Annotated in this window: 21 protein-coding genes; 6 read left to right on the top strand and 15 right to left on the bottom strand. The window is 64.8% G+C overall.

Annotated elements, in window-relative coordinates; genetic code table 11:
* Positions 1-27 precede the first annotated feature (27 nt).
* Both R3P95_RS22215 and R3P95_RS22210 read right to left on the bottom strand, forming a co-directional pair.
* On the bottom strand, positions 28-885 hold the full coding sequence (locus R3P95_RS22215; RefSeq protein WP_094639226.1) for a MaoC/PaaZ C-terminal domain-containing protein: 858 nt from the start codon (positions 883-885) through the stop codon (positions 28-30).
* On the bottom strand, positions 882-2228 hold the full coding sequence (locus R3P95_RS22210; protein ID WP_283347248.1) for a 3-oxoacyl-ACP reductase: 1347 nt from the start codon (positions 2226-2228) through the stop codon (positions 882-884). Before R3P95_RS22210 ends, R3P95_RS22215 begins: the two co-directional genes overlap by 4 nt.
* 83 nt (positions 2229-2311) lie before the next feature.
* Between R3P95_RS22210 and R3P95_RS22205 the strand changes: the two genes are divergently transcribed.
* Positions 2312-3655, top strand: a complete 1344-nt coding sequence (locus tag R3P95_RS22205; RefSeq protein ID WP_094612988.1) for an acetyl-CoA C-acetyltransferase — start codon at positions 2312-2314, stop codon at positions 3653-3655.
* Between the two features lie 130 nt (positions 3656-3785).
* Here R3P95_RS22205 and R3P95_RS22200 read toward each other — a convergent pair whose 3' ends face one another.
* From R3P95_RS22200 to R3P95_RS22180, 5 genes are read right to left on the bottom strand one after another with little or no spacing between them, the layout of a single operon-like run.
* Complete coding sequence (locus R3P95_RS22200; protein WP_283347249.1) at positions 3786-5105, bottom strand: ABC transporter substrate-binding protein; 1320 nt, start codon at positions 5103-5105, stop codon at positions 3786-3788.
* Entirely contained in the window at positions 5102-6145 is a 1044-nt protein-coding gene (locus R3P95_RS22195) for a branched-chain amino acid ABC transporter permease (RefSeq protein WP_283347250.1), read from the bottom strand. Before R3P95_RS22195 ends, R3P95_RS22200 begins: the two co-directional genes overlap by 4 nt.
* A 1-nt stretch (position 6146) precedes the next feature.
* Positions 6147-7025: a branched-chain amino acid ABC transporter permease gene (locus R3P95_RS22190; RefSeq protein ID WP_094639203.1), complete on the bottom strand. Its 879-nt coding sequence runs from the start codon at positions 7023-7025 to the stop codon at positions 6147-6149.
* 22 nt (positions 7026-7047) lie between these two features.
* A complete protein-coding gene (locus R3P95_RS22185; protein ID WP_283347251.1) occupies positions 7048-7770 on the bottom strand; it encodes an ABC transporter ATP-binding protein in 723 nt (240 codons plus the stop codon).
* Positions 7760-8581, bottom strand: a complete 822-nt coding sequence (locus R3P95_RS22180; RefSeq protein WP_262498496.1) for an ABC transporter ATP-binding protein — start codon at positions 8579-8581, stop codon at positions 7760-7762. The genes R3P95_RS22185 and R3P95_RS22180 overlap by 11 nt, the downstream gene beginning before the upstream one ends.
* A gap of 148 nt (positions 8582-8729) precedes the next feature.
* Here R3P95_RS22180 and R3P95_RS22175 point away from each other — a divergent pair, with 148 nt between their 5' ends.
* The 4 genes from R3P95_RS22175 (at position 8730) to R3P95_RS22160 (ending at position 14723) form a co-directional block, all read left to right on the top strand.
* Positions 8730-10034: a PucR family transcriptional regulator gene (locus R3P95_RS22175; RefSeq protein ID WP_283347252.1), complete on the top strand. Its 1305-nt coding sequence runs from the start codon at positions 8730-8732 to the stop codon at positions 10032-10034.
* A gap of 232 nt (positions 10035-10266) precedes the next feature.
* Positions 10267-12519 carry a VanW family protein gene (locus R3P95_RS22170; protein WP_317549545.1) on the top strand — a complete coding sequence of 751 codons (2253 nt, stop codon included), beginning with the start codon at positions 10267-10269 and terminating at the stop codon, positions 12517-12519.
* 147 nt (positions 12520-12666) lie between these two features.
* On the top strand, positions 12667-13158 hold the full coding sequence (locus tag R3P95_RS22165) for a flavin reductase family protein (protein WP_068049175.1): 492 nt from the start codon (positions 12667-12669) through the stop codon (positions 13156-13158).
* 953 nt (positions 13159-14111) lie between these two features.
* Positions 14112-14723 (top strand): hypothetical protein, encoded by a 612-nt coding sequence (locus R3P95_RS22160; protein WP_317549544.1) that lies wholly within the window; start codon positions 14112-14114, stop codon positions 14721-14723.
* A gap of 248 nt (positions 14724-14971) precedes the next feature.
* On the opposite strand, the gene R3P95_RS22155 is transcribed toward R3P95_RS22160, so the two are convergent.
* The 3 genes from R3P95_RS22155 to R3P95_RS22145 all read right to left on the bottom strand — a co-directional run bounded on the left by R3P95_RS22155 (position 14972) and on the right by R3P95_RS22145 (position 18604).
* On the bottom strand, positions 14972-16807 hold the full coding sequence (locus R3P95_RS22155) for an acyl-CoA dehydrogenase (protein WP_149406986.1): 1836 nt from the start codon (positions 16805-16807) through the stop codon (positions 14972-14974).
* Positions 16808-16886: 79 nt separating this feature from the next.
* Complete coding sequence (locus R3P95_RS22150; RefSeq protein WP_149406987.1) at positions 16887-17510, bottom strand: class I SAM-dependent methyltransferase; 624 nt, start codon at positions 17508-17510, stop codon at positions 16887-16889.
* Between the two features lie 23 nt (positions 17511-17533).
* The gene (locus R3P95_RS22145) at positions 17534-18604 is read right to left on the bottom strand and encodes a DUF4185 domain-containing protein (RefSeq protein ID WP_149406988.1); all 1071 of its coding nucleotides are present in this window, start codon (positions 18602-18604) and stop codon (positions 17534-17536) included.
* Positions 18605-18783: 179 nt separating this feature from the next.
* Between R3P95_RS22145 and R3P95_RS22140 the strand changes: the two genes are divergently transcribed.
* Positions 18784-19218 (top strand): MarR family winged helix-turn-helix transcriptional regulator, encoded by a 435-nt coding sequence (locus tag R3P95_RS22140; RefSeq protein WP_269594504.1) that lies wholly within the window; start codon positions 18784-18786, stop codon positions 19216-19218.
* A 6-nt stretch (positions 19219-19224) separates the two neighbouring features.
* Here R3P95_RS22140 and R3P95_RS22135 read toward each other — a convergent pair whose 3' ends face one another.
* From R3P95_RS22135 to R3P95_RS22115, 5 genes are all read right to left on the bottom strand, one after another.
* Positions 19225-19386, bottom strand: a complete 162-nt coding sequence (locus R3P95_RS22135) for a hypothetical protein (RefSeq protein ID WP_317549543.1) — start codon at positions 19384-19386, stop codon at positions 19225-19227.
* 196 nt (positions 19387-19582) lie between these two features.
* Positions 19583-20233: a TIGR04282 family arsenosugar biosynthesis glycosyltransferase gene (locus R3P95_RS22130; protein WP_317549542.1), complete on the bottom strand. Its 651-nt coding sequence runs from the start codon at positions 20231-20233 to the stop codon at positions 19583-19585.
* Complete coding sequence (locus R3P95_RS22125) at positions 20230-20874, bottom strand: glycosyltransferase (protein ID WP_317549564.1); 645 nt, start codon at positions 20872-20874, stop codon at positions 20230-20232. The genes R3P95_RS22130 and R3P95_RS22125 overlap by 4 nt, the downstream gene beginning before the upstream one ends.
* A gap of 1 nt (position 20875) precedes the next feature.
* Positions 20876-21934, bottom strand: coding sequence for an NAD-dependent epimerase/dehydratase family protein (locus tag R3P95_RS22120; protein WP_317549541.1), 1059 nt, complete (start codon positions 21932-21934; stop codon positions 20876-20878).
* Positions 21931-22728, bottom strand: a complete 798-nt coding sequence (locus tag R3P95_RS22115) for an S-methyl-5'-thioadenosine phosphorylase (protein WP_317549540.1) — start codon at positions 22726-22728, stop codon at positions 21931-21933. Before R3P95_RS22115 ends, R3P95_RS22120 begins: the two co-directional genes overlap by 4 nt.
* Positions 22729-22830: the final 102 nt, after the last annotated feature.

Below are 22830 nucleotides of genomic sequence, written 5' to 3'. Positions count from 1 at the left end.
TCCGTCCATAACTTCGAGTTCGAGCAGTCAGCGCAGGGTTCCCGTCAGATGCGGGTAGCCCTTCTTCGGGTTCTTCAGCGACAGGTCCCAACCGGTGCCGACGGCATCGGCGTAGGCGTTGATCGTCGCGGGCAGGACGATCGGCTTGCCGAAGCGGATGCTGTAGTTCACAGCTTCCGGGATTCGACCCTCGACCGTCTGCAGGACGGCTGCCGCGCTCCACATTCCGTGCGCGATGGTCTTCGGGAACCCGAATGCCTTTGCGCCGAGCGAGGATACGTGAATCGGGTTGCGGTCTCCGGAGATGGCCGCGTACCGGCTGATGATCCGCTGATCGACGCGCAGGGTGCGGGTCGGGGGCGGTGGAACCTCGTCGGCGGGCGGTGCCTCACGGGGTCCACCGGACAGCGACGTCTTCTGCAGGCTCAGGAAGCTCGAGGTCTGCTTCCAGACCAGTTCCCGTCCAACTTTGACCTCGCTGATCAGGTCCACCAACAGACCCTTGCGATGTTCGCGCAGATTCTCCGCGTGCACTCGGATGTCCAGCGGTTCCGATGCGGAGATGCCACGGAACTGCTCGATCACGTTCTCGGCGTGTACCGAACCGATCGCGGCGAAGGGAAAGCCCTTGGACACCATCAACTTCATCACCGTCGGGAAGACGAGGGTGAAGGGGTAGGTCACCGGGAGCTGATCGCCGAATCGCAGACCCGTCGCCCGGCAGTACCCGGCGAGGTTGTCGGGGTCCACCCGCAGGCCCTTGAGTTCGTACACTGTGTTCGGCACCGACGACGACCGGGATCCGAGGAACGGCAGCGCGCCGAGCGCAGCCGAAGTGTAGATGTCGGAGGTCTTCGGCTGCGCGGTGAGCGTGACGGTGCTCATGCGCCGAGCAGGCTCTGGCCGCACACGCGCACGACCTGGCCGGTGACGGCGTTCGATGCGGGAGACGCGAAGTAGGAGACCAACTCCGCGACGTCCACGGTCTCGCCGCCCTGCAGCAGCGAGCTCATGCGGCGTCCGGCCTCACGGGTGGCGAACGGGATTGCCGCGGTCATCGCGGTCTCGATGAAGCCGGGGGCGACGGCGTTGATGGTGATGTTCTTCTTCGCCAGCACCGGTGCGGATGCGTGCACCAGACCGATGACGCCTGCCTTGGAGGTGCCGTAGTTGGTCTGGCCGCGGTTGCCCGCGATGCCTGCGATGGAGGAGACGTCGACGACGCGGCCGCCCTCCTTGAGTGCGCCGGATGCGACCAGCTCGTCGGTGATGCGCTGCGGGGCAGCAAGGTTGACGCCGATGACCGAGTTCCAGCGGGCGTCGTCCATGTTGGCGAGGGTCTTGTCGCGAGTGATGCCTGCGTTGTGCACGATGATGTCGGCTCCGCCGTGGCGCTCGAGCAGGTGCTTCGAGAGGACCTCTCCGGCGTCGGGGGCGGTGACGTCGAGTGCAAGCGATGTGCCGCCGACCTTGTTGGCCGTCTGCGACAGTGCTTCTCCGGCAGCGGGAATGTCGGCTGCGATGACGGTGGCTCCGTCGCGGGCGAGGACCTCGGCGATGGTGGCACCGATGCCGCGGGCCGCTCCGGTGACGACGGCTACCTTGCCTGCGAGCGGCTTGTCCCACGAAGCCGGTGCCTGCGAGTCGGCGTCTCCGACGGTGATGACCTGGCCGTCGACGAAAGCGGACTTGGCCGAGAGCAGGAAGCGGAGGGTGGATTCGAGGCCGGACAGGCCGGTCGACGCCTTGGGGGAGATGTAGACGAGCTGCGCCGTGGCGCCGCGCTTGACCTCTTTGCCGACGCTGCGCGTGAAGCCTTCGAGGGCGCGCTGAGCGATGTGCTCGTCGACGCTCGAGGTCTCCTCCGGCGTCGTGCCGATGACGACGACGCGAGCGGACGGTGCCAGGTTGCGGATGACCGGCTGGAAGAACTTGAAGAGCTGCTCGAGCTCGGCGACATTGCCGATGCCGGTGGCGTCGAACACCAGTCCGCCGTGCTTGTCGTCGTGCGGCTGCGACTGCGGGTAGTCCGAGAGCAGCTCACGCAGCGGCTCGACGAGGCGGCCACTGCCACCGATCAGGACCGGTCCGGCCAGCGGCGGCTCGCCTGCCTTGTAGCGGCGCAGCTTCTCGGGCTGCGGCAGGCCTGCCTGCTTGGCGATGAAGGCTCCCGGCGCGGACGCGAGGAACGTTGAGTAGAGATCTGGGGCTCCCTTGGAGGCTGCCACTGTCGTACCTTTCATTCAGCGCTGCTCGCTCGAGGAGCGAGGCGCACGACCGGGTGTCGACAACCAACTTACTCGCCAGTAAGATGAAACTCCACCAGGGCCTTTTTCGACGATGTTTGGAGACGTCAGTGACAAGCAAGCAGCTACGACCGGTCGCAATCGTCGGTGGCAACCGCATTCCTTTCGCGCGCTCGGACAAGAAGTACGCGCTGGCGTCCAACCAGGACATGCTCACCGCGACCATCGACGGGCTGGTCTCGCGATTCGGTCTGCAGGGCGAGCGCCTCGGTCTCGTCGCCGCCGGTGCGGTTCTCAAGCATTCACGCGATTTCAACCTCACTCGCGAGGTCGTCCTCGGTAGCGCGCTGAGCCCGTACACCCCGGCCTTCGACATCCAGCAGGCCTGCGGCACCGGCCTTCAGTCGATCATCGCCGTCGGCGACGCCATCGCGTCGGGCCGCATCGATGCCGGTATCGGCGGCGGTGTCGACACCACCTCCGACGCTCCGATCGGCGTCAACGACGAACTGCGCGAGTTCCTGCTCTCCCTGAACCGGGCCAAGAGCACCACCGACCGCATCAAGCTTCTCGGCAACGTCCGTCCCGGCATGCTCGGCATCGAGATCCCGCGCAACGGCGAGCCACGTACCGGCCTGTCGATGGGTGACCACGCCGCCATCACCGCCAAGGAATTCGGCGTCCGCCGCGAGGACCAGGACGAACTGGCCGCAGCGAGCCACAAGAACATGGCGGCCGCCTACGACCGCGGCTTCTTCGACGATCTGGTGACGCCGTTCCTCGGCCTGACCCGAGACGACAACCTGCGTCCGGGATCGACCGTGGAGAAGCTCGCGACGCTCAAGCCGGTCTTCGGAACCAAGCTGGGCGACGCCACCATGACGGCCGGAAACTCCACGCCGTTGACCGACGGTGCGTCGGCTGCTCTGCTGTCGAGTGATGAGTGGGCCGCCGAGCGCAACCTGCCGGTGCTCGCGCATCTGGTCGATTCCGAAACCGCTGCAGTCGATTACGTCCACGGCAACGGATCGTTCAAGGACGGCCTGCTGATGGCTCCGACCTACGCGATTCCGCGCTTGCTCGCGCGCAACGGCCTGACGCTGCAGGATTTCGACTACTACGAGATCCACGAGGCGTTCGCTTCGGTGGTGCTCGCAACACTGCAGGCATTCGAGAGCGACGAGTACTGCAAGGAGCGGCTCGGTCTCGACAGTGCGCTCGGTTCCATCGATCGCAGCAAGCTCAACGTGAACGGCTCTTCGCTCGCCGCGGGTCACCCGTTCGCCGCGACCGGCGGACGCATCGTGGCCTCGCTGGCGAAGATGTTGGCCGAGAAGGGCTCGGGCCGTGGCCTGATCTCGATCTGCGCGGCCGGTGGCCAGGGCGTCACGGCGATCATCGAGCGCTGATCACTGCAGCTTCGGCTGCTCACGAATCGGGGGACACAGGGTCGGCGGATCCGGTAATCGAGGGGTTTTCGGATCTGCCGACCACGACATGAAAAAGGGGCACGCATACGCGTGCCCCTTTCTCGTGTGATCAGCCGGGTATGCCGCTTTCCGGCGGGGTCGATTCTTCGCCGGTGTATTCCTCCACAGCCGAATCGCCGATGTCCGTCTGCAGTACCGGAGTCAGGTACTCGGGCACTCCGCCGCGGATCTGGAAGACACTGGCACCGGAGATACCGAGGTGACTGTCTTCCGAGTACCGGAACGGAGCCAGCTGCGGTCCCTCGAAGTCCATTCCGCCGTCCTGGATGGCTGCGACGATGCCCTCGCGGGTGGGATTCTCGCCTGCCGCCTCGAGCGCCTGCACGAAGGCATAGGCCTGGCTCAGACCATAGATGCGGTAGTTGGTCAGCGGGTCGCCGGTCCCGTTCTCCGCCCACACCTTCTGCCACAGTTGGGTCCACGGATTCTCCGGAGAGTCGACGCCCGGGATGTACTCCAGCGAGATCATCCCTTCGAGCGACTGAGCGCCGTCGGTGACCGCACCCTGCGAGAAGCGGCCGAGCAGTGAGCCGACGAGGTCGACGTCGGAACCGATCGAGCTGTAGAACCACTCGGGGTCGTAGTTGAGCCGCATGGCGGTCAGCTGGCTCAGCGCGGTGTACGAGGGCACGTTGAAGCCGAGGATCAGATCGGCTCCGGCACCTTGCAGGGCCGCGATCTGAGGTGCGACATCGGTGTTGCCCGAGGTGTAGCGCACCACCTCGACGATCTGGTCGTCGAGATACTGGCGTACCGCTTCCTCACTGTCGCGGCCGAGGTCGTCGTCCTGGAGGAACAGTCCGACCTTGGCGTCGGGCCGGTTCTTGGTCACCCAGTCGCCGATGATCTTGCCCTCGACCTGGTAGTCGGGCTGCCAGCCGAAGGTGTTGGGGTACTTCTCTGGATCGTTGCCCCACATGATCGCGCCGGAGGAGACGAACAGGTCCGGCACACCCTCCTCGTTGAGGAAGTCGATGACAGCGCTGTGGGTCGCGGTGCCGAGTCCGCCGACGACGGCGAACACCTCGTCCTGCAGTACGAGTTCGTTGACGACCTGGGTGGTGGTGGTCGGATCGTACGAGTCGTCTCGAACCACGTACTCGATCTGCCTGCCGTTGATGCCGCCCGCGGCATTGACGTAATCGAAGTAGGCCTGTGCGCCCGTGGGGATTTCGCTGTAGCCGGGTGCCGCGACCCCGGTCAACGGAAAGTGGGCGCCGATCTTCACCGACGTGTCGGTGATGCCGACCGTCGACCCTTCCGAGGACTCCGTCGCCTCGTCTCGGCCACCTGCACCGCACGCCGCGGCCAACGAGACGACGGCGACGAACGCGGTCGTTCTGAACGCCACCGATCCGAACTTTTTCATTTCATTCCTTTTCTGGTTGTCCGTAACTTGCGATACGTGCCCACCAAACCCAGTGGGGCGCACAGGATGACGAGGACGGTGAAGATTCCGGTCACCAGTGGTGCGAGTTCGGCCGATTGCAGACTGCTCAGACCCAGATCGAGTCCGAGGTTGGTCACCACCGGCGGGATGTAGGTCAGCAGAACGGCCCCGATCAACGCGCCGGACAGTGTTCCCAGCCCACCGATGACGACGGCGGAGAGCAGGGTCAGCGAGAGGGTGAGGGTGAAGCCGCTCGGTGCCGCGATTCGTGCCGACATGGCCAGCACTGCACCGCCCGCGCCGGCACAGGCCGCACTGACCACGAATGCGAGGATGCGTGCGCGGCCCAGGTCGATACCGGACAACTCGGCGGCGACCTCGTCGTCTCGGACGGCCCGCCAGCGACGACCGATTCGGCTCGACGAGATGTTGGCCAAGAGGAAGAACACCAGCACGAGCAGTATCCAGCTGACGTACGCGACGAATTTCGTGCCGCTGAGCTCGTTTCCGGTGACGAAGAACATCATGTCGTCGATCAGCTCCGGCACTTTCGGTGCCGGGACGACGAGCCCTTGTTCGCCGCCGAGGTAGTCCGAGAAGTACAGGGCCAGGCCCGGGACGGCGACGGCGAGCGCCAGCGTCGCACCGGCCAGATACGGCCCATGCAGTCGGGCGGCGGCCACTCCGACCACGATGCCCACCACTGCCGAGATCACGGTGGCGGCAAGCAGGACGAGGGGTACCGACCATCCCGAATCGTTGGCACGCAGCATCAATGCCGCGGTGTACGCACCGACCGCCATGAACGCGCCGTGCCCCAGGGACAGCTGGCCGCTCAACCCGGTCAGCACCGTCAGTCCGCCTGCGGCGATCGCCAGGTAGGCGACGGAGGTGAGTTGGCTCTGACGGAAGGTGCTCAGAGATTCGAGGGCGAGCACGATGACGACGAGTCCGATGACAGCGCCCAGGAAGTGGCGTCGAACCGGTGTTGCGGTGAGGCGAGTGAGAGTTGCGTTCATGTCATACCCTCCTGGCCGCGGAGCCGGCGAAGAGCCCGCTCGGTCGCAGCAGAAGCACGACGATCAGGATCACCAATGCCGCGCTGGAGACCAGATCCTGACCGAGATAGCCGCTGACGAAACTGAGCCCGATGCCCATCAACAGTCCGCCGACCACTGCGCCTGCCGGGCTGTCCAGTCCGCCGAGAACTGCTGCGACGAAACCGAATACGACGATCGAGTCCATGTAGCCCGGATGCACCAGGGAGCCACCTGCGATGAGCAGACCCGCCAGCGAACCGACCACTGCGGCCAGAGCCCAACCGAGAGTGAGCATTCGGCTCACGCGGACTCCGAGGAGTTTCGCGACCTCCTGCTCGAAGGCGCTCGCGCGCATCTTCAGTCCCAGATCGGTGAACCGGAACAGCAAGATCAGCAGTCCCAGGACCACGAGAACGGCGATGATCTTGAAGATGTCGTAGCCGGTCAGCGCCACGTTCATGTCGCCGATCCGCTGCCCGGTGAGGCCGAACGGTGCGGGGAAGGAACGGAATTGGTTGCCGAAGATGATGGCGGCCACGGCGTGGATGATGATGAACAACCCGAGCGTGAGAATGACCGGGTTGATGTGCGACGAGCTGTCGACGAATCGGATGACGAGCCGCTCCGTCAAGGCTCCCAGCAGCAGGCCGCACAGCAGCGCGACTGCGAATCCGATCCAGTACGAGTAGCCGGCGTCGATGACGACCAGTGCGACGTAGGTGGTGATCATGGCCATCGGGGCCTGGGCGAAGTTGACGATGCGGGTCGATCGCCAGATGAGGACGAGGGCGAGCGCGAACGCGGCGTAGATCATGCCTGTCGTCACGCCGTTGATGAGGATGGTGAGCAGTTGTTGCACTGTGGCAGGCGTCCTTTCGGCTCTAGAACCCGAGGTAGGCGTGTCGGAGGGCGTCGTCCCCGGCCAAGGTGTCGGCGGGACCTTCCACCGCGACCTTGCCCAGATCCAGGACGACGGCGTGTTCGGCGATCGACAGCGCGCTGCGAGCGTTCTGTTCGACGAGAACGACGGTCATCGACTCGGAGTCGACGAGCCCGCGCAACGTCTCGAATATCTGTGCGGCGACTTTCGGTGCGAGTCCGAGAGAGGGCTCGTCGAGCAGAAGCACCGACGGTGTCGCCATCAGTGCTCGGCCGATCACCAGCATCTGCCGCTCTCCACCGGACAGGGTGTGTGCGGAGGACGTTCGACGACCGGTCAAGGGCGGAAACATGTCGTAGATGCGGTCGAGGGTGACGGCGTCGTGATTTCGGTTGCGTCCCATCGCGCCGAGTCGAAGATTCTCGTCGACGGTCAGCTCGGCTATCACGCCACGTCCCTCGGGAACGTGCGCAAGACCTTTGCGGGACATGCGATCCGGTGCCACGCCGACGATGTCGGCCCCGGCGAGTTCGATCCTCCCCGATACCGGTTTCAGCAATCCCGAGATGGTTCGCAGCAGAGTCGTCTTCCCTGCTCCGTTCGCGCCGAGTACGGCGGTGACAGCTCCGGCTGCGACGGTCATCGACACCGAGTCGAGGGCGGTGACCGGGCCGTAGCGAACGGTCAGATCCGTGATTTTCAGGTGTGCCGCGTCAGTCTTCATGTGCCACTTCGTTTCCGAGATATGCCGCCAGTACGGCAGGGTCCTCGCGGATCTGATCGGGCGTTCCCTGTGCGATGACCTTGCCGAAATCCAGCACGTAGATTCGGTCGCACACACTCATCACGAGATCCATGTGGTGTTCGACGAGCATCACCGATGTCGCGGGTCTTTCCGGTTCGGAATCGGTCGGTGCTGTGGCGAGCGATCGGATCTCGTCGCCCAGCTCGCTCATTTCGTCACTGGACAGACCCGAGGCGGGTTCGTCCAGCAGGAGCAATGTCGGTGCGCTCACCAGTGCGCGTGCGAGCGCAACGCGTTTGCGCACCGCGTACGGCAGGCTCGGTGGCAATCGGTGCGCATAGCCGTCGATGCGCAGGCGTTCGAGAGTGGCCATCGCGGTGGAACGGACCGCGGCGTCGTCGGAAGCACTCGACGGTAGGCCGAGGAGGCCGGCGAGGATCCCGGTGTGCGCTGTCCGGTCGGCACCGACCATGACGTTGTCCAGCACGGTCATCCGATCGAACAGTCCCAGTCCCTGGAGAGTTCGGCTCATGCCGAGCCGGGGAAGGTCATGCGGTCGTAGCCGGGTCAACGGTTCGCCGAGTCGTCCGAGTGTTCCCGATCGGGGACGAACGAGTCCGCACGCGACGTTGAACAGAGTCGTCTTGCCCGCACCGTTGGGCCCGATGACGCCGAGAACTTCGCCGGGTCGCACCTCGAGACTGACTCCGGACAGCGCGACGATGCCGCCGAAGGACACCTCGATGTCCGCCATGGTGAGGACCGGGTCCTTCGTTTGGAGAGAGTTCAAGTGATCCACCTCACAATCTGTTGCGTTCACTATGGTGCGTTTCGCACAACGGGCGATATGGGCGCTGCGCACAGAATGTTTGGGTCCCTGGGCACCAGTAACGGTCAAATCGACCTGTCATGTGGGCTCAGTGCGCAAAACTGTCCAGGTGGGTGCTCCCGATGGTCGACGCGCATCGGCGCGTTCGGCTGCCCGCGGAGCGGTGACGGACTCCGACCAGGAGAAAATTCGGAGTGCGTGGGCCGCGTTGACTCCCCGGGCCGACGCGATCGCAGACTCCATCACGCTGGCGCTGATCGAGCAGGAACCCGCCTACCTCGCCAGTTCCACTCCGGACATCGCCGGCGAGATCAGGCGCAGTACCCGCGAGCACATCAATCAGGGCCTCCGCACGTTGTCGGGGCTACGTACCGCGAACGACAACACCCGTGAGGTGTGGCGTCGTACCGGCAGGGAGCGTGCACGCCAGGGCATTCCGATGGAGTTGGTACTCAAGGCGTACACGCTCGGGAGTCGGACGCTGTGGGAGGAGTTGATGCTCGAGCGCGAGCAGCGTCGAACCAGAATCGACGAGCATCTGCTTCTGGTGGCCGGTCAACAGTTGTGGCGTGCGCTGGACAGTCAGTACGAGACTCTCGTCGAGGCATACCGCCAGGAAAGCGCTCGAATGCAGCAGCGGGACATCGCCAACGTTCTGGTGATACTCGACGGCCTTCGATCGGGGCGAGGTGGTGATCCGGCATTCGTCATGGAAGCTCGTGCCACTCTTGGCCTTTCGACATCGCAACAGATCGCGTGTGTGGTCGGACCACTGGACGATCAAGGGTCGCCGCCGCTCCCGGCGCCCGAGGACGCGTTGGATCAGATCGGTGCGGTCTCGCATTGGAACACCAGGGACGGCCACCAGTTCGCGCTCGTCGCACTCGGAACCGGATCGTGGAACTCCGTCGTCGACGCCCTCGCTGCCCGGGCCGTCGGGCCGGTGGGGGTCGCGCATTCTCCGGAGGGACTGTCGTCGTTCGCGGCGGCGTATCGCCTCGCGGCATTGACGGCCGAGACCATCACCGAAGACAGCGGCGTTGCCTTGGCTACGGACCGACTGCCCCGCGTGATCATGGCGGCCGACGACCAGTCGTCGGAGTTGCTGGTTCGCCACGCTCTCGGGAAGTTGTGGACGCACCCGGAGCCGCATCGAGGAACGCTGCTGGACACCCTGGCGCACATGCTCGCCTCGGACGGCTCGCCCACCAACGCCGCCAAGGCGCTCTACTGCCACCGAAACACCGTGATCTACCGGGTCCACCGGATCGAGGAGTTGACCGGGCACGATCTGACCGATCCGCGAGATCGGCTCTTGCTCACCCTCGCGCTGGTCAGGACGGGACATTGGGCCCGAGCCGTCGGGCAGGGGGACAGTTCGACGACCCGTGGATCATTCAACCGAATGAATTGACGAGACAATTTCGCAGTCGTTGTAACGAGGTGGCACAGCCTGCTGCATATATTCCAGTTGGCTCCGTGCTGCTGCCTGACCCCCGACCCGGCAGCAGCGCGGAGCCTTTGTCGTTCCTGCGCCGATGGTCTCCGAGTGAGCGTCACCGTTCGGTTTGCGTAAGCTCGTGCCGGGGGTACGCCGTGCAGAAGGGCGGAACAAACAACCAACGGTGGTCCTGGAAGGGTCGAACGTGAGCGAGGGCAACAGTAGGTCGGGTGACGCGCCCAACGGTGCCGAACCGAAACCCGACGTACCGCCGTACGACGCTCCCACCGAGGTCTTCGGTGCGATCGGCGACGAGGCGGCCGGTACCGAACATGCATCCGACGCCGAGCAGATCCCGGAAGCGGAGCCCGAGCAGGCATCCGAGGTGGAAGCCGACACCGCTGAGCCCGAGTCCGACGACGCGGAATCCGCTGTCGCAGACCAGGCCCTCGACGATGTCGAGACCACCGAAACCGCCGCCGCTGCTGAGGCTGGGGACGCGAGGCCCGAGGCGGTCCCGGCCCCTCCACAGCCGCCCGCAGCCGACGAATCGCCGACGATCGCGCAACCCGTTGTTCCCGCAGAGGCCGATGTTCCCGCAGAGGCCGATGTTCCTGCTGAGACCGTTGTTCCTGCGCAGACCGTTGTGTCTCCCCAGGCCGAGTCTCCGGTCCAACCACCGGTGATTCCGCCGGAGGACGGAGAGCCGCAGGCCGCCGACGGGTCCGGGTTCGTGCCGCCGTGGCGGAAGATCGCGATCGGGACCGGCGCGGTGGTCGCGGTTCTCACGCTGCTGTACGCGGCGGATTGGATCACCTCCAGCGACCGAGTACCTCGCGGTGTGACCGTCGCCGGGATCGAGGTCGGTGGCAAGAGCCACTCCGACGCTGAAGAACTCCTGCGCTCGGAGCTCGGTGCGCGCGCCGAGCAGCCCGTGTCGGTCGACGTCGGCGACCGACAGGTCGAGGTACTGCCTGCCGCTGCCGGTCTCGGTGTGGACTGGAACGCAACGCTCGACCGCGCCGGATCGCAACCGATCAACCCGATTACTCGACTGACATCGTTCTTCGGCAGCCGCGAGATCGGCGTCGTGTCGACCACGGACGAGCAAGCGCTCACTGCTGCCGTCGATGGCCTGCGGGTCGAAACCGATCGCGACCCCGTCGAAGGCGACGTCGTGTTCGACGGCAGCACACCGATTGCCGTCGCGCCGCTGGCCGGTCGGATACTCGACGCCGACGGGACGCGTCGCAACCTGCAGACCGAATGGGCCTCGGGCGCAACGGAAGCGGTGTACGAGTCCACTCCCGTCACGGTGACCCAGGAAGCCGTCGACCAGGCGCTGGAGAACATCGCCGCACCTGCGGTGGAGGCACCGGTGATTGTCGCCGGTCGCGAGAACGTCGACGCGACGCTGCCGACGGATCGGGTGGGCGAGGTTCTCCGCTTCGATCCCGACGGCCAGGGCGGACTCACCCCGATCTACGACACCGACGTCGCCACAGGCATTCTCGCGCCGCAACTCGTGCGCACCGAGGTACCGCCGAGGGACGCGTCGTTCACCTTCTCCGGCGGTGCGCCGACCGTCGTCCCCGGAGAGATGGGCGAGCTGGTCGAGTGGCGCAAAACCCTCGAGCAGTTGCCTGCCCTGTTGTCCGCTGACGGACCCCGCACCACCGAGGCGATCTACGAGCCCGCCCCGCCCGCCCTCACCACCGAAGCCGCGCAGAATCTCGGTGTGCGAGAAGTGATTGCCGAGTACACCACCGGCGGGTTCGAGTACGCGTCGGGCGTCAACATCGGGCTGACGGCGCAGATCGTGAACGGTGCACTCGTGAAGCCGAAAGAAACGTTCTCTCTCAACGAGTACACCGGTCCGCGAGGCACCGCGCAGGGCTTCGTGGAGTCGGGGATCATCGACAACGGTCGACCCGATCGCGCCGTCGGCGGCGGCATCAGCCAATTCGCGACGACGCTCTACAACGCGTCCTACTTCGCCGGTATGGAAGACACCGACCACACCGAGCACAGCTACTACATCAGCCGATACCCCGAGGCGCGCGAAGCGACGGTCTTCGAGGGTGCCATCGACCTGCAGTTCACCAACCCGAACGTCACCGGTGTGGTCATCCAATCGTTCGCCGATTCGTCCAGCGTCACCGTCCGACTGTGGGGAACCAAGACGGTCGACGTCGAATCGATCACCGGTTCGCGAACCAACTTCACCTCACCCGACACGGTGACACTGCCCGCAGGCGCAGGCTGCGTCGCGTCCGGCGGAGGCCAAGGATTCACCGCCAGCGACACCAGGGTGATCAGTGATGCCGCGTCGGGCAGGGAAATTTCGCGGAACACCAGAACGGTGAAATACGACCCGATCCCCATCGTTCGATGCGTTCAGCCCGATCGCCCGGCACCCGCGGCGGACCCGGCTCCGGAACCGGACGAAGACGAGTGATGCTGCAACCGCGAGAGGGCCGTTCGAATCACGTCGATTCGGACTGTGGCGTCGCCGCCCGATCGGGTGTTTGCTTGCAGTAGGTGTTCGCTAGACAGAACGGGCCCACGCGGGGTTGCATCACAAGATCGAAAGGGAGCTTCGTCCATGACGCTCACACGTACCGTCCTCGATCAGCAGACGCTTCGTGAGGCGTACGCGCAGTTCCCGAGCGGAGTCGTTGCGATCGCCGCGAAGATCGACGGCGTCCTGGTGGGCTTGGCGGCCAGCAGCTTCGTCTCGGTGTCCATCGACCCGCCCCTCGTCGCGGTGTGCATCCAGAACACGTCGACGACATGGCCGAAACTCGAATTGGCACCCAACATCGGCGTCAGCGTTCTCGGGGAGGCACACAACGACGCCGTCCGTACCCTCGCAGCCAAGACCGGTGACCGATTCGCCGGCCTCGACCTCACCGTCACCGACGGGGGAGCAGCCTTCATCGTGGGGGCCACCGCGTGGCTCGACACCACCATCGAGCAGCAAATCCCCGCGGGCGACCACGCAATAGTGTTGCTGCGCATACATTCCCTGGACGTCCAGAGTGAAGTGAACCCAATCGTGTTCCACGGCAGCAAATTCCGCAAACTGCAGCAGTAGCGACTCGACTCCCCAGGTCCCCAGTTCTCCCCAGGTCCTTCGGCTCCCTAGGTCGGCCGCCTCCCCAGTCTTCGTCGGTTCCCTAGGTCCCCCGCCTCCCCAGTCTTCGTCGGTTCCCTAGGTCCCCCGCCTCCCCAGTCTTCGCAAAAGCGCGCGCGTTTGCTGAATGCGCGCGAATTGGTGCCCTGATCATGGGCAATTCTGCGCGCACCTGACGAGTGCGCACGCATTTGTGAGGTCCGGCGTTGGTTTCGGCCTTCGACGCTTCGTCGGGTCGGCCCGCGTGACGATGCGCCGTCGGCCTGTTCCCTGTTTCCCGTGTTCCTGTGTTCCCTGTTCCCGTTCGCCTGCTTCGGTTCCCCAGTCTTCGCAAAAGCGCGCGCGTTTGCTGAATGCGCGCGAATTGGTGGCCTGATCGGGGGCAATTCTGCGCGCACCTGACGAACGCGCGCGCCTTTGCGGCTCGATGGCACAGCGAACTGGTACCCCCGTACTTGTATTCATCCACAGGTCCGAAGTTGTACACAGGCAGCTACTTTCGTCCTCGAATCACTGTGCGCATGGTCGAGACTCGGAGGATGAGGGATGACCGAATGGTGCGACGCTCGGAGGCTCTTGCCGATGGCAATGCCGATCACGAGTTGCGAGCAATGTATGAACGCGGGGGCTGGGAGCGTTTGGTGAATGGCGTCTACGTTCCGACGTCGCGGCTGGCCGGCCTTTCGGAGCAGGAGCGGCATCGGCTGTTGATCGACGCCGTATTTCCGATGATTGCGGACGGCAGCACAGTGAGTCACCGTTCGGCGGCCCTACTCCACGAATTACCCTTGCCCACAGGCAGATTTGACAAAGTTCACGTCACCCGACACCGCCGCGGCGGAGGTCGAACGAATGCAGCAGTGACCGTGCACTGTGCGCCGTGGGTACCCAGCACTACCGTCGACGGAATTCCCGTGACCTCGTTGGCGCGGACGGTTGTCGACCTTGCCCGTACCGAGCCGCTTCTGTCGGCGGTGATCGCAGGTGACTCAGCTCTGAAGCGCTGCGATCCGCAGGAGCTCGACGCGGAGTTGCAGCGTGCTCGGGGATGGAAAGGTGTGGCGCAGGCGCGACGAGCCGTTTCCCTCATGGACGGGCGGAGCGAAAACCCCGGCGAGTCTCAGAGTCGAGTCATTCTGCGTCAGAACGGATTCGACGTGGAATCGCAGGTGGAGATCATGGATCCGGACGGGCAGACGGTGGCGCGGATCGATTGGCTGGTCAATGGCGTCGTGGTGTGCGAGTTCGATGGTAAAGCCAAGTACACCAAGTACCTACGGCAGGATGAGCACCCCGGCGACGTGGTGTTCAGGGAGAAGGTGAGGGAGGACGCGGTGCGCGATCTCGGCTATCCCGTCGTGCGCTGGACGTGGGCAGATTTGGCGAATCCGGCGGAGCTGGTGGCGCGCGTGGCCCGAGCGGTGGAGCGGGCTGCTGCCCTGCCTCCACCACGAGGGACGGTGCGGAGTACCTCGTGCGGCGCGCAAATGCGCGCGCATTCGCCGAATGCACGCGAAATTGCCTGAGTATTCGGCAGAATTCGCGCGCATCTGACAAACGCGCGCGCTTTTGCGGCGGCTGGGGTCTCGCAACCCCGCTCATCTGACAAACGCGCGCGCTTTTGCGACGGCCCGGGGGCTCGCAACCCCGCCTCCCAATCAAATGCGCGCGCTTTTGCGCCAAACCCGGGACCCGCCGCGACACCACCGCCCCGGCGTACACATGACAACGGCCGCACTCGAGAACGAGTGCGGCCGCCGAAGAGTTCAGGGAATCAGAATGCTGCTTCGTCCAGTTCCATGATGTCGTTGTCGATGTTGGTGAGGATTGCGCGGGTCGCCGTGAGCTGCGGCAGGATGTTCTTGGCGAAGAACGAGGCCACTGCGATCTTGCCCTCGTAGAACGCCTTGTCCTTGCCCTCTGCGCCGTTGTCGAGTGCGGCGATGGCGATTTCGGACTGACGCAGCAGCAGCCAGCCGATGAGCAGGTCGCCGAAGCCCATGAGGAAGCGCACCGATGCCAGGCCGACCTTGTACAGCTCGGTGGGCTGGTCCTGTGCGCCCATGAGGTGCTGGGTCATCGAGGTGACGATGGCCTGCACGTCTTCGAGTGCGGTGGCGAGCAGTGCGCGCTCGGCCTTGAGTCGGCCGTTTCCTGCTTCGCTGTCGATGAACGACTTGATCTGTCCGGCAACGTGAGCCAGTGCTACGCCGCGGTCGCGGGCGATCTTGCGGAAGAAGAAGTCCTGCGCCTGGATGGCGGTGGTTCCTTCGTACAGCGAGTCGATCTTGGCGTCGCGGATGTACTGCTCGAGGGGGTAGTCCTGCAGGAATCCGGAGCCGCCGAGGGTCTGCAGGGATTCTGCGAGCACCTGGTAGGCGATTTCGGAGCCGACGCCCTTGACGATGGGCAGCAGGAGGTCGTTGACGCGGTATGCGATATCTGCGTCTGCGTCCGAGACCTGCTTGGCGGTGACCGGATCCTGGTGTGCGGCGGTGTAGAGGTACACCGCACGCAGGCCTTCCGAGTACGCCTTCTGCATCATGAGGCTGCGACGCACGTCGGGGTGGTGGGTGATGGTGACGCGGGGAGCGGTCTTGTCGGTCATCTGCGTCAGGTCTGCGCCCTGGACGCGCTCCTTGGCGTACTCGAGTGCGTTGAGGTAGCCGGTGGAGAGGGTGCCGATTGCCTTGGTGCCGACCATCATTCGAGCGTGCTCGATGACGTCGAACATCTGCGCGATGCCCTTGTGGACCTCGCCGACGAGCCAGCCCTTGGCGGGAATGCCGTTGCCACCGAAGGTGAGTTCACAGGTGGCGGAGGCCTTGAGGCCCATCTTGTGCTCGACGCCGGTGACGAAGGCTCCGTTGCGCTCGCCCAGTTCGCCCTTCTCGAAGTCGAAGAGGATGGACGGCACGAAGAACAGGCTCAGGCCCTTGGTTCCGGGTCCGGCACCTTCGGGGCGGGCGAGTACGAGGTGGAAGATGTTCTCGAAGAGGTCGTCGGACACAGCCGAGGTGATGAAGCGCTTGACGCCTTCGATGTGCCACGAGCCGTCGTCCTGCTTGATCGCCTTGGTGCGACCCGCGCCGACGTCGGATCCGGCATCGGGCTCGGTCAGGACCATCGTGGCACCCCAGCCGCGCTCGACGGCTACCTTGGCCCATTCCTTCTGCTCGTCGGTTCCGTTGTGGTACAAGATGTTTGCGAATCCGGGGCCTGCGGAGTACATGAATGCGGCCGGCTGCGATCCGAGGAGCATCTCGTTGATGCCCCAGAGCAGGTTGCGGGGTGCTGCCATGCCACCGACTTCTTCGTCGAGGCCGACGCGCCACCATTCGCCGTCGTAGAGCGCCTTGAACGACTTCTTGAAGGAGTCGGGCAGCTTCAGGCTGTGGGTTTCGGGATCGAAGACGGGCGGGTTGCGGTCGGCGTCCGCGAAGGACTCGGCCAGCGGTCCCTCGGCGAGGCGTACGACCTCACGCAGCATGTCGCGGGCTACTTCACCGTCCATGTCGCCGAAGTTGTCGCCTTCGAGTGTCTCGTCGAGTCCGAAAAGCTCGAAGAGGTTGAACTCGAGATCCCGGAGGTTGCTCTTGTAATGGCCCATTGCTCGTTCGCTCTCCAGTCGGTGGTGCGGTCTCGTGAGTACCGCCCAAGTTAGCTACTCGTCGGTAACTTAACGGATATTACCCCCGATCCGGTTCGCTGCCAAGGGGAGGCCTACTCGCCAGTAGCAATGCGTCGATCGCTGTGCCGCCGGTCACGTCGCGATAGCGGTTCTCGGCGGTGAGGATGGTCAGCCGAGTACCGATGTCCGACGCCAAATCCTCTGGCGTGTAGAGGATCTCGGCTTCCTGTGGACCACCGACGCCGGAGTCGATGTTCGCGGAGTGGTGTCCGAGAATCATGAGGATTCCATCAGGTTTCAGCGCGGAAACGGCGACCGAAACGGCCTTCTGCCGTTCGTTCGGGGGCAAGTGGAGATAGAACATGAGAACCAGGTCATAGTTCGGTTCTGTTGACAACTGCGTCACATCGGCGTGGACCCAGGTCAGTCGCTCGTGCACCGACCTGGGTGCCGAAGACGCCACGTCGTTCGCCCTCGTCAGCGCCACCGAGGAGAAATCGACGGCGTCGACGGTCCAGCCGCGGGTTGCCAACCAGATCGCGTTGCGACCCTGGCCGGACGCGAGATCCAGTGCGCGACCTCGCTCGAGCGCCGTCGCGACTTCGACGAGCGTCGCGTTCGGTGCCTCGCCGTAGACGAGTTCTCGGCCTTCGTACTTGCGATCCCACTCTGCGGCGTCCACCTTCGGAAGCCTAGTGGCGGTTCCTACAGCGTCGCGCGCAGCAGCAGCACGTTGTAGTTCTGGTAGACCGTCGCCAGGAAATACAGGTCGCGGCCGGTCGAGTAGGGATGGATGTACGGCGCGTAGATGGAGCTGACTTCGCGGGTGTCGACCAGAACTTCTGGTGGGCTCCACGGCCCGACTGGCGACGGCGAGCGTCGCAGGACGATCGAGTTGGCGTTGTCGGTCGTCATCATCAGGTACTGACCGAGGGTTGCGTTGTATGCGACGGACAGTTCGCCGACGCCGCCGACGATGGGTGCGGCCGCGGCCGGGTCGCCCTTCTTCCAGTCCTGGCCGGTCCAGTACTCGTATTCGCCGAGCCTGGCGATGTCCTGTTCCTTGACGCGAGCGACGTGGCCGAGGTTGAAGCGGCCGGGCGGGGTGCCGTACTGGTAAACGTAGCCGCCGTCCTTCAGGTAGGCGCTCTGCTGGAAGTTGCGGTCGCCGCCGACGCTGGGCCGCTGGGTGTCCGGTAGTGCTGCCCAGTTCTCTCCGTTGTCGTTGGACACGGCCAGGCCGGAGAAGTTGGTCTCCCAGGTTCCCGGCGGTCCCCAGTTCTTCACGGACATCAGGTTGAGGTACTGACTGTCGCCGACGGCCACGCCTGCCGTCGGGATTCGGCTGATCTCGACGAACGGGATCTTGGGGCTGGGGACGACCTCTTTGGTCTGGCCGATCGGGTCGAGTACGACGCTGTCGAAGTTCATGCCGTCGGCGAGGTTCCGGTCGTTGCTTCGCACGATGGCGTTGCTGCGCCACGACCACAGGCTGCCCTGCAGCAGGTTGGGTACGCCGAGGCCGGCGGTATCGCCGAATGCCGTCAGCACCTCGCCGCGGCCGTTGTCCCACATGATGCCGAGATCGGTGCCGATCATGTTGACGTTCTGTGTGTTGTTGGGACTCGAGATACCGGTCACCTGAGCGACGGCTTGTGCGCGACCCTGAAGCTGAGGCAGCCCGAACGTGCCGTTGAGTCCGGCAATGGGATTGACCGCATTGGGATTGGCGAGGGCGTTGGGCCCGGTGACCAGCAGCGACGTGGCTACGGCCATGGTGGCAACGGTTAAGACTCTGGAACCAACGCGACGCACGACGATCTCCCCCAATTCGATTTCACTCCCCGGCAACCGACGAGAACCATATCAGCGGTTTGTTCCAGGCGGAATAAATCGAGTGAGCCGCTGTTTCCGGAAATCGGGCGAATGCACCTCGGTGTCGTAATCTGGACAGCGTGAGTGATCTGCCCGATTCCCGGCTGGCGAGGGATTTGTCCGTCAGTGCAATGCGATTGAATCGGAGACTCCGACTGCGCCATTCCAGCGACAGATTGCCCGTCGCTCAGCTGTCGATTCTGACGACGTTGCTTCGTGAGGGGCCGATGACGACGGGGGAGTTGGCGGCGCGCGAGCGGATCAAGCCGCCGTCGGTGTCCAGGTCTTCGCACGCCTTGGTCGAGTTGGGGTTGATGAGCCGGGAGCCGCATCCGACGGACGGCAGACAGGTGGTTCTTCTGCTGACCGATGCGGGCACGGCGACTGCGCGGCAGGAGGTTGCCGCTCGGGAAATCGCGCTGGCGGAACAATTGGACGAATTGACGCCACAGCAGCGGGAGACTCTGGCCGCAGCGGCTCGTATTCTGACCGAGATCGTCGAGCGGGTCGACTGAACGCAGTCAGTTCTCGTGGTGAAGTTCGTGCTCGAGAGCCTCGACGTCCCACTCGATCGTCGACCCCAATTCCTCGGAGTCACCCCGGTGCGCGACGCGGCCGAGGACGGTGGCGACGACTGTCGCGAACACCATCCAGACGGCTACGCCTATCAACAACCCGGTCATGTCACACTTTCTAGCACCTGTGTCTGTGAAATAGCCGTGAAACGGTGGTTCGGCTTTGTTGCGATTCGATATTGGTCGCGTGCGGTCCGGCAATTCGGGCAGATCGAAGGTGCTGTTCCACAACGGATGTGGAGGTTGCGGCCTCGATGCGGCATTTCGGTCGAAACAGACCTGTCGGAACGGACCGAGGCCCCTTTCAATTACCGACTTTTCCGACGGCAATATGGAACCGACTGTTCGGTGCGCACAATTGCGCCACTGCTTCGAGATCGGACTCGAAATCGACATCGCGCAATTCCGGGAGCATCGTGATCGACGCCCCGGCCGCGGTCAAGGCATCGAGTGTGTCGGAGCCCGTCGACGGGGCGGACATGGGCACGTCGAGCAAGAATCGAGCGAGTTCGGGGTTGCGCAGGCCGAGCGCCCACCAGCCGCCGTCCTCGGCGAATCCGAGTACGTCGCTGCTGCCGAGTTGCGCGGCCGCGTCGGACAGCAATTGCGCCGTGACCTGAGGGGTGTCCATGCCGATCTGCAGTACGGAACCGGCGGTGGCCGCGTCGGCGTGGGCATTGGCCAGTCGTTCGCCCAGCCCGTCGCCGCGCTGAGCTATGACCGTGAACGACGCCAGCGCGCGGGTCAGTTCGTCGGAGCGGGCCGCGTCGGCGAGATTGCCGGTGAGGGCCACGACACGGCGGTCGACGTCGGCCGCCGAGACGGCGTCGAGGGTGTCGAGCAGCGAGGCCGCCGCCAGTTCGGCTGCGGCGGAGTCGCCGATCGTGGCGGCGAGTCGTGTCTTGGCCAGCCCGGGTACGGGGGCTTTGGCGACGACGAGAGCGGTGACGGTCACGAGAGCACCTTCCAGAAATCCCGCACGGCGACGATGGTTCCCTTCACCGATCCCGAGACCTTCGACGTTCCGGCGGTCCGTGGTCGGTAGACCACGTCGTGTTCGACGACGGTCCAGCCGGCTTCGGCCGCCAGTACGAGCAGCTGCAGTGGATAGCCCGAGCGGCGGTCGGTGACGCCGAGGTCGAGCAGAGCCTGACGGCGTACCGCGCGGATGGCTCCCAGGTCGTGCACGGGCAGCTTGTACTTGGTGCGAAGTCGAAGTGAGAGAACGGCATTGCCGATCCTGGCGTGCAGGGGTGAGCTTCCCTTCGCCGGTCGACGGCGACCGACGGCGAGGTCCGCGTGATCGAGGGCCGTCACGAGGGTCGGCAGGTCACGCGGATCCATCGAGCCGTCTCCGTCGAGGACACAGACGATCTCGGTGTCGGCTGCCACGACGCCCGCGTGCACTGCTGCGCCGTAGCCGGGCACGGTTTCGGAGATCACCGTCGCTCCGTGGGCTGCGGCGACGGCGGCGGTCGCGTCGGTGGAGTTGTTGTCCACCACGATCGTGGAGTAGCCCGCCGGTACCGAATCGAGAACTGCCGGAAGCGATTCGGCCTCGTTCATGCAGGGGATGACGACGGTCACCGATTTCATTTCAGACACGGGGTGGTCCCGTGCCCTCGGCGTCGCGCAACGGTGCGTCGGCGAATGCGGTGAGACCGTCCCTCGGCATGATCTTCGCGCGGAATCCCAGGGTCTGTTCGGCCAGTCGGGAACTGGCGACGATGTGCCGTACATCGCCGGCTCGGTAGCGTCCGGTGATCTCGGGTGTAGGCCCGCCGCGTGCTTCGGCGAGGATCGTGGCGACCTCACCGATGGTGATCGGTTGTCCCGAGCAGACGTTGAGGGCGGTGAAACCCTCGGTCTCTGCGTCGATCGCCGCGATGTTGGCCGCTGCGACGTCGTGAACGTGCACGAAATCGCGGGCCTGCTTGCCGTCCTCGTACACGGTCGGGGCCCGGCCGAGTTCCAGCGACGATCGGAACATCGCTGCCACACCGGAATACGGGGTGTTGCGCGGCATGTTCGGTCCGTAGACGTTGTGGTATCGCAGTGCGATCACCGAGCCGCCCGTCGATACCGCCCACGCGGAGGCGTAGTTCTCCTGGGCCAGTTTGCTCGCCGCATAGATGCTCCTGGGTTCGAGTATCGAATCTTCCTCCACCAGAAGCCAATCGAGGGGCTCACCGGACCTCGGATCGCGATTGTCGAACAAGCCGGCATCGAGATCGGCGCGGGTGCGGGGCGGCGGAACTACGGTCTCGCCCGATGAATTGAGATACCGTCCTTCGCCGTAGACGACCATCGACGAGGCGAGAACCAGGCGCGAACAGCCGGCCTCGTACATCGCGGCGAGCAGAACTGCCGTCCCGTAATCGTTGTGGCTGGCGTAGGCGGGGGCATCCGCGGCATCGACGCCGGCTCCGACGACGGCGGCCTGGTGACACACGACATCCACCCCGCGCAATGCGTCGACGAGCGAGTCCTTGTCGCGCACATCGAGATCGATGATTCCGTCGGCTCGCGCTCCTGGGCCGTGAGCCGATTCCAGCATGGCGTCGACGGCAACGATCTCGTGGCCGGAGGCGGCTGCCGCATCGCGAATGTGACCGCCGATGAATCCGGCTGCGCCGGTGAGCAGTACTCGGGTCATGGCAGCTCGATCGGCAGAGTGAGGCCGGTGTGCACCCGACACGTGGGGCAGTCGCCGGTGGGAGCGTCGGAGATGGCCGATCGCACCAGTGCCTTGAGTGGCTCGATGTTCTTCTGGAACTCGGCGAACACGTCCACCGCCTTGACGCCCTGGCCGGACTCGATGCCGGCGTCGAGGTCGGTCACCAATGCGATCGGTGCGTAGCAGAGTTCGAGTTCGCGAGCCAGAACTGCCTCGGGGTGGCCGGTCATATTCACCAGCGTCCAACCCTGGCGGGCGAACCACTGGCTCTCGGCACGAGTGGAGAACCGAGGGCCTTCGACGACGACCATGACGCCGCCGTCGATCGCCGAGTCCTGGACCGCGGACTTGCGCAGCGTCGGGCAGTACGGGTCTGCGAATTCGACGTGAATACCGCCCTCGTCGAAGTAGGTCTGTGCTCTCCCGGACGTTCGGTCGACCAGTTGATCGGGAATCACGACGGTGCCCGGGCCGTACTCGGACACCAGGGATCCGACCGCGCACGGGGCGAACACTCGGCTCACCCCGAGCATCCGCAGCGCCCACATGTTGGCGCGATACGGCAACGTGTGCGGTGAGTACTCGTGATTGCGGCCGTGTCGGGGCAGAAACGCCACTCGGCGACCTTCCACCTCGCCCAACGTGATCGGGGCGCTCGGAGCGCCGTAGGGGGTTTCGAGCACTACCTCCTGGGCGTCGGCTCCGAAGAACGAATAGAAGCCGCTGCCGCCGATGACGGCTATCTCGGCCCGCCCCGTCGCGTCGTTGTCCATCTGCTCATCCTCCATCACCGTCGGTCGATATGCTGGTCCGAAGTCGTGTTCGCCTTCAAGTCCGCAGGGAGAAAAGACTATCCGTTACTGGAGAGAAGCCGT

The sequence above is a fragment of the Rhodococcus cercidiphylli genome, assembly GCF_033042225.1.
In the GTDB taxonomy this organism is placed as follows: Bacteria; Actinomycetota; Actinomycetes; order Mycobacteriales; family Mycobacteriaceae; genus Rhodococcoides.
The sequence above is the reverse complement of the archived record's forward strand: the minus strand, read 5'-3'. Positions and strand labels throughout refer to the sequence as shown.

Excerpts from the sequence above, each read along its gene's own strand:
- R3P95_RS22135 (WP_317549543.1), bottom strand. The coding sequence starts at position 19,386 with ATGACCGGGTTGTTGATAGGCGTAGCCGTCTGGATGGTGTTCGCGACA.
- R3P95_RS22205 (WP_094612988.1), top strand. The coding sequence starts at position 2,312 with ATGAAACTCCACCAGGGCCTTTTTCGACGATGTTTGGAGACGTCAGTG.
- R3P95_RS22120 (WP_317549541.1), bottom strand. The coding sequence starts at position 21,934 with ATGACCCGAGTACTGCTCACCGGCGCAGCCGGATTCATCGGCGGTCAC.
- R3P95_RS22155 (WP_149406986.1), bottom strand. The coding sequence starts at position 16,807 with ATGGGCCATTACAAGAGCAACCTCCGGGATCTCGAGTTCAACCTCTTC.
- R3P95_RS22215 (WP_094639226.1), bottom strand. The coding sequence starts at position 885 with ATGAGCACCGTCACGCTCACCGCGCAGCCGAAGACCTCCGACATCTAC.
- R3P95_RS22165 (WP_068049175.1), top strand. The coding sequence starts at position 12,667 with ATGACGCTCACACGTACCGTCCTCGATCAGCAGACGCTTCGTGAGGCG.
- R3P95_RS22125 (WP_317549564.1), bottom strand. The coding sequence starts at position 20,874 with ATGAAATCGGTGACCGTCGTCATCCCCTGCATGAACGAGGCCGAATCG.
- R3P95_RS22145 (WP_149406988.1), bottom strand. The coding sequence starts at position 18,604 with ATGGCCGTAGCCACGTCGCTGCTGGTCACCGGGCCCAACGCCCTCGCC.
- R3P95_RS22115 (WP_317549540.1), bottom strand. The coding sequence starts at position 22,728 with ATGGACAACGACGCGACGGGGCGGGCCGAGATAGCCGTCATCGGCGGC.
- R3P95_RS22195 (WP_283347250.1), bottom strand. The coding sequence starts at position 6,145 with ATGAACGCAACTCTCACTCGCCTCACCGCAACACCGGTTCGACGCCAC.
- R3P95_RS22200 (WP_283347249.1), bottom strand. The coding sequence starts at position 5,105 with ATGAAAAAGTTCGGATCGGTGGCGTTCAGAACGACCGCGTTCGTCGCC.
- R3P95_RS22185 (WP_283347251.1), bottom strand. The coding sequence starts at position 7,770 with ATGAAGACTGACGCGGCACACCTGAAAATCACGGATCTGACCGTTCGC.